Genomic DNA, 12,698 nt, shown 5'->3' with positions numbered 1-12,698 from the left:
AATTGTCGCAAGGCCAGGGTGAGGGAACAGCATGCCGGCCGCCAAGAGCCCCAACATCGTCGTCATCATGATCGACGACATGGCCCCGATGGACCTCTCGGCCTACCACCGCGGACTTGGCGCGGTTCACACGCCGAACATGGACCGTCTGGCGCAGGAGGGGATCATCGTCTCCGACTACTACGCCCAGCCGAGTTGCACCGCCGGGCGCGCGGCGTTCATCACCGGCCAGTATCCGATCCGCACCGGCCTCACCTCGGTCGGCCAGCCGGGCAGCAAGGTCGGCCACCAGGCCAAGGACATCACCATCGCCGCCCTGCTGAAGGACCGCGGCTACGCCACGGCGTTGTTCGGCAAGAGCCACCTGGGCGACCGCAACGAGTTCCTACCGACCGTCCACGGCTTCGATGAGTTCAAGGGCTTCCTCTATCACCTCAACATGATGGAGATGCCCGAGCAGCCGGATTTCCCGAAGGACCAGACCTTCCCTGGCCGGCCGCGCAACATGATCCACAGCTGGGCCACCGCCGTCGACAACGGCGCCGAGGATCCGCGCTGGGGCCGGGTGGGCAAGCAGAAGATCGAGGACCTGGGCCCGCTCAGCAGCAGCCGCATGGGCACGATCGATGACGAGTTCGCCGACGACGCCATCTCCTACGTCAAGAAGCAGAAGGCCGACGGCACGCCGTTCTTCCTCTGGTACTGCCCCTCGCGCATGCACCAGCAGATCCACGTCTCCAAGGACTGGCTGGGCAAAAGCGGGCACACGCCCTACTTCGACGCCGTCCTCCAGCTCGACGCCCTGATCGGCAAGCTGCTTGATGCGCTGGACGATGAAGGTCTCGCCGACGACACCATCGTCCTGCTCACCTCCGACAACGGCATCAACCTCGCCCATTGGCCGATGGCCGGCACGGCCTCGTTCCGCGGCGAGAAAGGCACCACCTGGGACGGCGGCTTCCGCGTACCGATGCTGGCGCGGTGGCCCGGCCATATCTCCGCCGGCAGTTGGACCGGCGGGCTGATGACCAGCGAGGACTGGCTACCGACCCTGCTCGCCGCCGCCGGCGACCGCCAGGTCAAGGAGGAGTTGCTCAAGGGCAAGGCCGTGGGCGGGGTCGACTACAAGGTCCACCTCGACGGCTACGACCAGCTCGACATGCTGACCCAACCAGGGGGCAAGTCCCGCCGCCGCGAGTTCTTCTTCTTCGCCGAGACCGAGCTCACCGCCCTGCGCATCGACGAGTGGAAGCTGCACCTGGCGATCAAGGACAAGTGGCTGGAGGCGGCCAAGAAGCTCTCAGGCGGCATGATCGTCGATATCAAGGCCGATCCGTTCGAGCGCAGCCCCGAGACCGGCGGCCACTTCCTCTGGATGAAGGAGAAGTCCTGGATCATGCCGATCCTGGCCGGGCCTATCCAGGCGTTCGTCCAAAGCCTGCACGACTTCCCGCCCTCGCAGAAGGGAACCGGCATCGGCGCCGCGGCCCTGCTGTCGAGCCTGCATGAAAAGGCGCCGGTGGACTGACCTACTTGGTCCCGATCACCATCGAGTCCGGGCCGACCAGGTGCTGGACCTTGGCGTCGGAGAAGCCGGCGTCCTTCATCCAGCCGATGCAGTCCGCGCCGGTGTAGTCGAAGCCTCCGCGGGTCTCGATCAGCATGTTGAGGCTCATCAGCAGGCCGAAGGCGTTCTCGCGCCGCTCGTCGTCGATGATCGCGTCATAGACGATCAGCCGCCCGCCCGGCGGCAGCGCGGCATAGGCCTTGGCCAGCAGCGCCCGTTTTGTCTCCAGGTCCCAGTCATGGAGGATGTGGCCCATGATGATCACGTCGACGCTGGGCAGCGGCTCGGCGAAGAAGTCGCCGGCCTGGAAACGGACCCGATCGGCCACGCCGTGCGCCTTCGCATAGGCTTCGAACACGGGCTGCACGGCCGCCAGGTCGTAGCCGATCGCCTGGAGGTGCGGATGACTTTCGGCGATCAGCACCGTCGCCCCGCCCTGCGCGCAGCCGACGTCGGCGAAGGACTTCACCTCGCTCCAGGGGAACAGCCCGGCCATCGCCTGGGCCGCCCCCAGGCTGACCCCGGTCATGCCCTTCAGGAAGCTCTCCAGCACCACCGGGTCGGAATAGATGACACCGAACAGATCCTCGCCGCCGTTCTTGGCCTCGTTCTGCGGTTCGCCGCTGCGCAGCCCTTCCGTCAGGCCGTTCCAGAAGCCGTAGAGCCGGAAGTTGGCCATCTCCAGGATGCCGCCGACATAGGTCGGCTTGGCCTTGTCGAGAAAGAGCCCGGTCTCGGCGGTGTTGGCGTAGAGGCCGTCCTCGCGCGCCAGCATGCCCAACGCCACCAAGGCGTCGAAGAAGTCCCGGGCCGAGCGCGGATGCAGATTCAACCGCTTGGTCAGGTCGTCGAGCGATAGCGCCCCTTCGGCAAGTTCGCTGAACACTCCAAGTTCGACGGCGCTGAGCAGCGTCTTCGAGCCCCAGAACGCCCAGCCGAGCTCCATGATCTTCTCAGGGGTAATCGGACGCGCATCCATGCCTTGCCTCCCTCGTGCCCCCGGCGGAACGGTCAGCCGCGGGCTAGAGGCAGTCAAGCCACTCGAGAACGCCGTTATCTATAATTAGGCGTGAAGCGGCTTTTCCAGCAGCAGGGTGGTCAGGCCGCTGTCCCACTCATGGTCCGGATAGGAGTCGATCTCGCGGTAGCCGAGCCCGGCATAGAAGGCTCGAGACTGGGCGTTGAAGGTGTCGGTCTCCAGCCGTACGCGGGGCAGGCCGGCCGCGGCGATGGCGGCCTCGGCGTGGGCCAGCAGAGCCCGTCCGACCCCGCGCCGCTGGGCCCCCGGGCGCACATGCAGGGCGTGGATGAAGTCGCCGTCCCAGTGGACCATGCCGAGGATCTCCTCGCCCTCCGCGGCCACCACGAACGCCTGGCCCTTGTCGCGGACATAGGCCTGCCCCGGCTGCTCTTGCAGCCGTTTGGCCAGCGCCGTCGCGGTCAGCTGCGGAGCCCAGGTCGAATGGAAGGTAGCCTCGAGGACGGCGACGACGCCGCCTGCATCTTCAGGCCTGAAGGATCGAAGGATCAGCGCCCGTTGCGCTCGTTCCAGCCGTAGGCGACCCAGTGATGGCCGCCCAGGTGGCGAGCCTCGATCACGCCGTCATCACGACGCTGGGCGCGGGCGCGCTTGGCCCGCAGCGCAAAGCCGGCCAGGGCCAGAAGGGCCGAGGCCATCACCGCCACGACCACGACGGTGGCGGCGAAAAAGACTGCCAGAACCGCGCCGACGGCGACGGCGACCAGGGTGGCGATCGTGCCTCCGATAGCAGCGATGCTGCTGAAGGCCGATCCGTGCTTCCTGGCGAATTCGCGAACCATGAGCTTCCTCAAGGGCGCCGCTTGTTACGGCTAAACGAATAAAACAGCCGGGCGATCCCGCCCGTCAACGCAAACTCGTAAAAACACCAGAAAGTGGCGGCATCATGCCGCCCCTTCGAGCGCCATCGCCCGCCGTTCGCGCATGATGTCGTCGAAGGCGGCGTTGATGGCGGCGGATTTGGCTTCGGCCACTTCGATGAACTCGCTGGGCAGACCGCGGGCCCGCGCACGGTCCGGGTGGGCCTCCGACAACGCCGCCTTCCAGACCCGGCGCACGTCCTCGTCGCTGGCGTCGTGTGGAACCGACAGCACGCCGTAGGGGTCGTCCGCGCCGATCCCCAGGTGCACGGCCTTGAGCCGGCGGAACACCAGCGGCGAGAAGCCGAACAGGTCGGAGACCTGCTCCAGATAGTCCAGTTCGTCCTGGGTCACCGCGCCGTCGGCGGCGGCGATGTGGAACAGGCCGTCGAGCACGTCCTCGAGCAGGGTCGGGCAGCCGGCGTAGCGCTTGGCCAGCCGCCGCGCATAGCTCTCGAAGCCGCGGGTGGTCTGGCGCGCTAGATCGTAGAGCCGGTGGATGTTGCGTTCGGAAGCGGCGTCCGGCTGGAACACCTGCGCGAAGGCGTCGAATTCGCCGACGCTGGCCCGGCCGTCGGCCTTGGCCAGTTTCGCGCCCAGCGCCGTGACGGCGGTGGAAAAGGCGGGGTCCTCGCCCGGCCGGGTGGCCGGACAATCAGCGCAGTCTCCGGCGTCAGGCCGTCGAACTGCGAGCCCTGCAATGTTGCGCCAGAAGCTCATGGGAGTATCGAAGCTGTAAGGCCGAGAGTCGGTCCTGACAATGCGCCTCACGCCCCGGGAAGGTTACGTTTTGGTCAGACTGTGGAGCTTCTGGATCGATCGCGGCGGCACCTTCACCGACGTGATCGCCCGCGCGGACGACGGGGAGGAAGTCTCCCTGAAGCTGCTGTCGGCCTCCCCCGCCTATGAGGACGCCGCCGTCGAGGCGATGCGCCGGGTGCTGGGGGCCAAGCCGGGCGAGCCATTCCCCGCCGACCGCGTCGGGGCGATCAAGATGGGCACCACCGTGGCCACCAACGCCCTGCTGGAGCGGGCCGGCGCCAAGACCCTGTTCGTCACCACCACCGGGTTCGCCGACGCCCTGGTGATCGGCGACCAGTCGCGGCCCGACCTGTTCACGCTCAACATCGTGCGTCCCGAGCCGCTCTATTCCGGCGTGATCGAGGCGGCTGAGCGGCTGGCCGCCGACGGCGCCGTAGTCCAGGCGCTGGACGCAGACGATCTCAAAACCAAATTGGCCGCCGCCCACGCCCAGGGCTTCACCTCCGCCGCGATCGCCTTCCTGCACGCCGACCTCAACCCGGCCCACGAGCTCGCCGCGGGCGCGCTGGCCAGGGCCGCCGGCTTCGAGTTCGTCGCCCTCAGCCACGAGGTCTCGCCCCTGCCCCGCTTCGTGCCGCGGGCCGAGACCACGATCGCCGACGCCTATCTGACCCCGATCCTGCAGGCCTATGTCGAGCGGGTGGCCGGGGCGGTCGAAGGCGCGCCGCTCTACTTCATGACCTCCGCCGGCGCATTGGTCCGCGCCCAGGCCTTCCGCGGCCGTGACGCCGTGGTCTCCGGCCCGGCCGGCGGCGTGGTCGGGGTCGCCCGCACCGCCCAGATCGCCGGCGCCGAGCAGGCGCTGGGCTTCGACATGGGCGGCACCTCCACCGACGTCTGCCGCTACGCCGGGGTGCTGGAGCGCCGTGACAGCGCCCGCATCGCCGGGGTCAGGCTGCGCAGTCCGATGCTGGACGTCGAGACCGTGGCCGCCGGCGGCGGCTCGATCCTGGCCTTCGACGGCCTGCGCGCCCGAGTTGGGCCGCAGAGCGCGGGGGCCAATCCCGGCCCGGCCGCCTACGGCCGCGGCGGACCAGCGACCGTGACCGACGCCAACCTGGTGCTGGGCCGGCTCGATCCGCGCTTCTTCCCCTCGATCTTCGGGCCCCAGGCCAATGCGCCGCTCGATCCGGCCGCCGCCCGCGCAGCGATCGCCAAGCTGGCCGACGCCATGGGCGCCGAAAGCATCGAGGCGGCCGCCGAGGGCTTCGTCGCCATCGCCGTCGAGCAGATGGCCCGCGCCACCGACCGGATCTCCACCGAGCGCGGCTTCGATCCGCGCGACCACGCCCTGACCGCGTTCGGCGGCGCCGCCGGCCAGGTGGCCTGCGAGGTCGCCCAGGCGCTGGGTCCGTCCCAGGTGATCTGCCCGCGCTATGGCAGCGTGCTCTCGGCCTGGGGCATCGGCCAGGCCGAGGTCGCCAGCCTGCGCCAGGTGGGCCTCGACGCGGTCCTGGACGCCGACGGCCTGGCCCGCGCGCAGGCCGCTGCGCTTGACGCCGAGGCCGCGGCCCGCGCCGCCCTGGCCGAACAGGGCGCGGTGGCCTCCGAAATCCGCCGCATCCTGCGTCTGCGCTACGAGGGCGCCGACGCCGAGCTGCCGGTCGCCATCGGCCCGCTGGCCGAGGTCCGCGCCGCCTTCGAGGCCGGCCACAAGCGACTGTTCGGCTTCATCGAAGCGGCCTTGCCCATCGTCATCGCCTCCGTCGAAGCCGAGGCGGTGAGCCATGCCGCCGATAGTTCCTCCTCCGCTGGGGGAAGTGGATCGCCGCGCAGCGAGGAGACGGAGGGGGACCGCTCCCAGTCAAAGTCCCCCTCAGTCGGCCATCTGGCCGACAGCTCCCCCAGCGGGGGAGCAGCCGTCGGCTCTGTGACCCGCATGTTTTTCCACGGCGCCTGGCATGACGCTCCGGTGATCGCCGCCGCCGACCTGACCCGCGCCGAGGGCCCAGCGCTGATCGTGCGTGCCGACACCCAGATCGCGCTCACGCCCGGCTGGGTCGCCACCCCCGGCCCCGACGGCATGATCCGCCTCGATCAGGCCGGTCGCGCCAAGACCACCCGTCTGGCGCTCGACAAGCCCGACCCGGTCACCCTCGAACTGTTCAACAAGCGCTTCATGGGCGTCGCCGAGGCCATGGGCGCGGCCCTGGAGCGGACCGCCCACTCGGTGAACATCAAGGAGCGGCTCGACTTCTCCTGCGCCCTGTTCGACCTGGACGGCGGCCTGGTCGCCAACGCTCCGCACATGCCGGTGCATCTGGGCTCGATGGGGGCCAGCGTGCGGGCCGTGCGCGACCGCCACGCGGACATCAAACCCGGCGACGCCTTCGCGCTCAACAACCCCTATGCCGGCGGCACCCACCTGCCCGACATCACCGTGGTCATGCCGGTGTTCGTCGCCGCCACCGATAAGCGCCCCGCCTTCTACGTCGCCGCCCGCGGTCACCACGCCGATGTCGGCGGCGTCCAGCCCGGTTCGATGCCGCCTTTCTCCCATACCCTGGAGGAGGAAGGCGTGCTGCTCGACGCCCTGCCGATCATGACCGGCGGCGCGTTCCTCGAAGACGTGGTGCGCGCCGCGCTGACCGCCGGGCGCTATCCGTCCCGCGCGCCCGACCGCAACATCGCCGACCTCAAGGCGCAGATCGCCGCCTGCCAGGCCGGCGCCGCGGCCGTGAAGCAGATGATCCAGACCCACGGCGGCGACACGGTCGCGGCCTATATGGGCTTCGTCCAGGCCAACGCCGCGGCCTCGGTGCGTCGCGCAGTCGGCAGGCTCACCAACGGCGAGGCCCGCGTGCCGATGGACGGCGGCGGCGAGATCGTCGTGCGCACCACGGTGGACGCCGCGGCCGGCGAGGCGGTGCTGGACTTCCGCGAGTCCGCCGATCAGCTCGGCTCCAACTTCAACGCCCCCTCGGCCATCGTCGACGCCGCCGCCCTCTATGTGTTCCGCAGCCTGGTCGACGACGACATCCCGCTGAACGCCGGCTGCCTGGAGCCGCTGAAGATCCTGACCCGTGAGGGTTCGATGCTGGCCCCGCGCTATCCGGCGGCCGTGGTCGCCGGCAATGTCGAGACCAGCCAGCACGTGGTCGACGCGCTCTATGCGGCGCTGGGGGTGATGGCCAACGCCCAGGGCTCGATGAACAACTTCACCTTCGGCGACGAGCAGCGGCAATACTACGAGACGATCTGCGGCGGGGCGGGAGCGACGGCCGCCCGGGCCGGGACCAGCGCGGTCCACACCCATATGACCAATTCGCGCCTGACCGACCCGGAGATCCTCGAGCGCCGCTTCCCGGTGCGGATGGAAGTGTTCGCCATGCGCAAGGGCTCAGCTGGCGCGGGAGCCATGGCCGGCGGCGAAGGCGCGCGGCGCAGAGTGCGCTTCCTGGCGCCGATGGAAGCGGCCCTGCTCTCCACACGGCGCGAGCATGCGCCCCAGGGAATCGCCGGTGGCGGGCCCGCCTTGCCTGGTGCTCAGCGTTTGATCAGCGCGAACGGCGCGGTAAAGGAACTGCCTGGCTGTTTTTCAATTAATGTCGCCGCCGGCGATGTCATCGAGATCGAGACCCCGGGGGGCGGGGGTTTTGGGCCCGCCGTCTGATCCACCTTCCAACGAGGTTCCATGTCCGCGCTTCTCATCGCCCTGGCCCTGATGGCCACCGCCGACCAGGCCGCCGCGCCCGCCGATCCCTCGGCTGTGACCGCGGCCGACGAGTTGCCCTGGCCGGTCGGCGCGCCGCGCGACGACTACGGCCTGGTCTCCTGGTGCCACGGGGCGCTGACCGGCTACCTCGGCCTGCACGACCAGGTCATGCCCGAGGTGACGCGGATCGAGACCACCTACCGGCCGCCGGGCCGCAGCCTGGCCTCGGACATGAAGGTCTATGACGACCTGCAGAAGCAGGCCCGCAAGGACCTGAAGCTGTTCGAACGCGCGATCGGCGCGGCTGAACGCGCCTCGGTCAGGCCGCTGGGCCCGATCGGCGCCGAGCAGATCAAGCGCGGCCAGTCGGTCTGGGCCGGCGCGGCCAACCTGCCCCAGGCCCGCATCGCCCAGGAGTGGATGAGCTGGTCGCTGCCGGTGCGCTGCGCGCCTACGGCCACGCGGCTGGAGAAGAGCGCCAAGCTGATGGGCGCGGCCTTCGATCCTACCGCCGGCATCGACGCGCCACCACCCGAGGCGCCCGTCGCCCAGGCGCCGCAGAGCCCCGCTACGGACGACAGCGTCATCCGCTGAGCGGCCGCCGCGGGTCCACCCCATGGTGGAGCTTGGGAAGAAAGCGCGCCCTAGGACAATCTAACGCCCCATAGCGGCTCGATAGTTCGGGCGCGGACCGCTATGGTTAAGAGCTCGTCCCGGCGGGGGGCGTCTCAAAGAGAACTCTGCTTGCCGACAGTCGCCTTTGTGAACCCGAAGGGTGGCGCGGGTAAAACAACCGCCGCGCTCCTGCTTGCGCTCGGCTTGTCCCAACTGGGCAAGCGCGTGGCGATGATCGATTCCGACCCCAACAAGCCGCTGGTCCACTGGGCCTCGCTACCGGGTCGGCCCGACAAGGTCAGCGTCCACCCGGCGCCGACCATGGAGGACATGCGCGACGCCCTGCGCGAGGCCCAGCGCAAGCAGCCCGACTGGCTGATCCTCGACACCGAGGGCTCGATCCGCGGGGCCATGGCCTTCACCACCATGCGGCTCGACCTGGTGGTGACGCCGCTGGCCGCCTCGCAACTGGAAGCTATCCAGGCCATCAAGGCCGCCGAGATGGTCAGCCAGTTCGGCAAACGGGCCGGACGGCCCCTGCCCCACCGCGCCCTGCTGACCCGCGTGCCGGCCGCCCTGCGCCCGCGCTCCCTGCGCGAAGTGGTCGAGCAGCTGCGCAACTGCGAAATCGAAATCCTGCCGACGCCGCTGATCGAGAAGGAAGCCTTCCGCACCCTGTTCGCGGTCGGCGGCGGCTTCGCCCAGCTGGAGGCCAGCGGCGTCAGCGGCGTCCCCGCCGCCCGCGCCAACGCCGACGCCTACCTGGCGTCGATCCTGGAACTGCTGGCTCTACCTACCGCTGCCTCAAACTAATCGACTCGCAAAAGAACCCTGGCGGCTACTAGGGATTCGTTACCGAACGCCGTTTTTGTACGGCCCAGCCAACATACCTAATCCTACAAAATTTACTCGCAGGGCTGTGGCGCCGAAGCGACACTAATGAGCGTGACTGTCAATTCGACAGGTGCGCCAAATCTGCGGACTGAATTATTTAGCAAATTTGCCCATATTTTCGAATTTCCAGTACGTTTTTACAATCCCGGCAAAATTTCGAACGCCGTTTTTCCGTTACGGAAGCGGAATTTCGACAATATACCGGCGTTTTTCTTGCGATGACAGAAATGCAACTTGCGTTGCGGAGTGCAGAGCGCTTTTTGCCGGCCGCAATCTGCCGCTCCAACCCGGCAGATAACGTAGTTATATTTGGGGAAACGTATGCTGCATTGTAGATACCTCGCCGGAGCCTCCTCACTTGCGCTCCTGGCCGTGATGGGCGTCGCCGCCCCGGCCAATGCTCAAGAGGATGCGACCGCGGTCGAAGAAGTCGTCGTCACCGGCTCCTTCATCGCCGGCACGCCTGAAGACGCCGCCCTGCCGGTCAACGTGATCGGCTCCGACGAAATGCAGAAGCAAGGCTCGCCGAGCACGGTCGACCTGCTGAAGTCCATCCCGGCCGTCTCGGGCGTCCTGGGTGAAGCCAACCAATTCGCCGCCGCCCAGTCGACCGGTTCGGGCAACGTCAACCTCCGCGGCCTGGGCGCCCAGCGCACCCTGGTGCTGATGAACGGCCGCCGCATGTCGACCTCGCCCGGCGCGATCTATGTCGACACCAACATGATCCCGTCGGCCGCGATCGGCCGCGTGGAAGTGCTGAAGGACGGCGCGGCCGCCACCTACGGCTCGGACGCCGTCGGCGGCGTCGTGAACTTCATCACCCGCAAGAACTTCTCGGGCCTCGAAGTCTCGGGCAACTACTCGTACATCGACGGCACCGACGGCGACTACACCCTGAGCGCCGTCTACGGCTGGCAGGGCGAGCGTGGCGACATCCTGCTGAGCGCCGGCTACCGCAAGCGCACCCAGCTGCCGGTGACCGAACGCGACTTCGCGATCCGTGAACTGACCGACAACCCGCAAGGCGGCTGGTCGACCTTCGGCAACCCGGGCCTCTATCTGTCCAGCACCAACGGCGGCCTGTCCTACACCAACCCGTTGATGGACCCGGCTTGCTCGGTCATCTCGGGCCCGCCCACCACCAGCGGCTGCCAGTTCCAGTTCATCGGCTTCAACAACCTGATTGAAGACGAAGAGCACTACCAACTGTACGGCGAGATCAACTTCGACCTCACCGAGAAGACCAAGTTCCACGCCGAGCTGCTGTACGCGGCCCACGACGTGCAGGCCGAGCACTCCTCGCCGTCCTATCCGCCGAACAACTTCCCGTCCTCGGCCGTCACCGGCAAGGTGCAGGGCAACGGCTTCTTCGTCGCCGGCGCCAACCCCGGCCTGCAGGCGCTGATCTCGACCGGCCAGCTGACCGGCGCTCAAGCCGCCTCGGCCGGCGCCAACGGCCTGTTCACCACCATCGCCTGGCGTCCGATCGGCGCGGGCGGCAACGACCTGTTCGGCGGCGCCGCCAAGCACGACAAGCGCTACTTCGAGACCTACCGGGTTTCGGCCGGCCTGAAGGGCGAGTTCGACCTCGCCGGCGGGATCGGCTGGGACGCGGCCCTGACCTACATGGACTCGACCTCCGAGGTCGCCACCCCGGACATCCTGGTCGCCAAGCTGCAACGGGCCCTGGTCGGTCTGGGCGGTGACAACTGCACCGGCAACACCCCGGGTCAGAACGGCTGCCTCTGGTTCAACCCGTTCTCGACCGGCGCCTCCGGCAACGTGGTCGATGGCCGCGTCAACCCGGGCTACGTCGCCTCGACGGCCAACGGCCGCGAAGTTCTCGACTACATCTTCGCCGACTACGGCTACACGAACCGCTCGCGGATCTTCAACGCCGACCTGGTCTTCAACGGTGAAGTCGCTGCTGTCGACTTCGGCGCCGGCCCGCTGGCCTGGGCCGCCGGTGGTCAATACCGCTGGAGCGGCGTGGAGCGTCAGAACAACGACGACACCAACATCGCGTCGAGCCCCTGCCCCGACTCGTCGGTGAACCCGGGCGCCACCTGCATCGCGCAGAACGGCCCCTTCAGCTTCTTCGGCGCCCTGGCTGACTTCGACCTCGACTACTCGGTCGGCGCGGCCTTCGCCGAATTCCAAATGCCGTTCACCGACAGCCTGACCGGCACCCTGGCGATCCGCTACGAGGACTACGGCGGCAACATCGGCGCCACCACCAACCCGAAGGCGGCTCTGAAGTGGCAAGCGACTGACTGGCTGGCGTTCCGCGCCTCGGCCGGCACGACCTTCCGCGCCCCGCCGCAAACCCAGATCGCCAACACCGCGGTGACCAACCTCTCCTACACCACGGCGGCCGGCGGCTATCGCGCCTTCGACCTGTGGGGCAACGCGAACCTGGAGCCGGAAGAGGCCACCACCATCAACCTCGGCGCTCTGTTCGAAGTGGGCGACTTCCGCGCCACCCTCGACTACTGGAGCTTCGACTTCACCGGCCCGATCAACAACGAGAGCGGCTCGCAGATCGTCAACGCGATCTTCCCGAACGGCGCCTCGCTGACCCTGCCGAACAACTGCGGCAACCCGGCCTACGCCGCGCTGCAGGCCCGAATGACGTTCACGGGCGCCTGCGCCCCGAACACGATCAACCGGATCAAGCACTACTACGTCAACGGCTCGGACATTAAGACCAGCGGCCTCGACTTCTCGGCGAACTACACCCAGCGCGACGTCTGGGGTGGCGACCTGAACTTCGGCGCCGAACTGACCTACGTCCTCGAATTCCTGGTCGCCGAGACCAAGATCGAGGGCATCGTCACCGCCAAGGAAACCGACTACGTCGGCACGATGGACTACCTCGGCTACGGCTCGCAGCCGCAGTGGAAGGGCAGCGCCTTCGCCGAATACAGCCGTGGCGAACACAACGTCCGTTGGACCGTCCGGTACATCGACGACATGCTCGACACCCGTGGCGGCACCTCGACCTTCGCGACCAACCAGAACGGCCGCAAGATCGACGCCTTCATCACCAACGATGTGGCCTACCGCGTCTTCCTGCCCTGGGACACGACGCTGACCGCCTCGGTGATCAACGTGTTCGACCAAGACCCGCCGTTCGCGCGTCTTGACCTCAGCTACGACCCGTTCACGGCGAACCCGCTGGGCCGGTACTACAAGCTGGGCGTCACCAAGAAGTTCTAGAGGTTCTTCCCCCTCGAGAACGATGAC

At 68.1% G+C, this 12,698-nt stretch carries 9 protein-coding genes; 5 read left to right on the top strand and 4 right to left on the bottom strand.

Annotation, left to right across the window (positions count from 1 at the left end):
- The first annotated feature begins 31 nt into the window (after positions 1–31).
- Positions 32–1,528, top strand: coding sequence for an arylsulfatase (locus AC1DQJ_RS17270; protein ID WP_477605516.1), 1,497 nt, complete (start codon positions 32–34; stop codon positions 1,526–1,528).
- A gap of 1 nt (position 1,529) precedes the next feature.
- Here AC1DQJ_RS17270 and AC1DQJ_RS17265 read toward each other — a convergent pair whose 3' ends face one another.
- The 4 genes from AC1DQJ_RS17265 to AC1DQJ_RS17250 form a co-directional block, all read right to left on the bottom strand.
- Complete coding sequence (locus tag AC1DQJ_RS17265; RefSeq protein ID WP_477605514.1) at positions 1,530–2,546, bottom strand: methyltransferase; 1,017 nt, start codon at positions 2,544–2,546, stop codon at positions 1,530–1,532.
- A gap of 84 nt (positions 2,547–2,630) precedes the next feature.
- Complete coding sequence (locus AC1DQJ_RS17260) at positions 2,631–3,095, bottom strand: N-acetyltransferase family protein (protein ID WP_477605576.1); 465 nt, start codon at positions 3,093–3,095, stop codon at positions 2,631–2,633.
- Positions 3,095–3,388, bottom strand: coding sequence for a hypothetical protein (locus tag AC1DQJ_RS17255; protein ID WP_477605512.1), 294 nt, complete (start codon positions 3,386–3,388; stop codon positions 3,095–3,097). The genes AC1DQJ_RS17260 and AC1DQJ_RS17255 overlap by 1 nt, the downstream gene beginning before the upstream one ends.
- Positions 3,389–3,490: 102 nt before the next feature.
- Positions 3,491–4,186: a TerB family tellurite resistance protein gene (locus AC1DQJ_RS17250; RefSeq protein ID WP_477605510.1), complete on the bottom strand. Its 696-nt coding sequence runs from the start codon at positions 4,184–4,186 to the stop codon at positions 3,491–3,493.
- Between the two features lie 70 nt (positions 4,187–4,256).
- Here AC1DQJ_RS17250 and AC1DQJ_RS17245 point away from each other — a divergent pair, with 70 nt between their 5' ends.
- The 4 genes from AC1DQJ_RS17245 to AC1DQJ_RS17230 all read left to right on the top strand — a co-directional run bounded on the left by AC1DQJ_RS17245 (position 4,257) and on the right by AC1DQJ_RS17230 (position 12,671).
- Positions 4,257–7,901 (top strand): hydantoinase B/oxoprolinase family protein, encoded by a 3,645-nt coding sequence (locus AC1DQJ_RS17245; protein ID WP_477605508.1) that lies wholly within the window; start codon positions 4,257–4,259, stop codon positions 7,899–7,901.
- Between the two features lie 21 nt (positions 7,902–7,922).
- A complete protein-coding gene (locus tag AC1DQJ_RS17240) occupies positions 7,923–8,537 on the top strand; it encodes a hypothetical protein (RefSeq protein ID WP_477605506.1) in 615 nt (204 codons plus the stop codon).
- A 150-nt stretch (positions 8,538–8,687) separates the two neighbouring features.
- Positions 8,688–9,371, top strand: a complete 684-nt coding sequence (locus AC1DQJ_RS17235) for a nucleotide-binding protein (protein ID WP_477605504.1) — start codon at positions 8,688–8,690, stop codon at positions 9,369–9,371.
- Positions 9,372–9,773: 402 nt separating this feature from the next.
- Entirely contained in the window at positions 9,774–12,671 is a 2,898-nt protein-coding gene (locus AC1DQJ_RS17230) for a TonB-dependent receptor (protein ID WP_477605502.1), read from the top strand.
- Positions 12,672–12,698 lie beyond the last annotated feature (27 nt).

It is taken from the genome of Phenylobacterium sp. P4_E10, from assembly GCF_056401675.1.
This window is presented reverse-complemented; position numbering and strand designations above follow the sequence as displayed.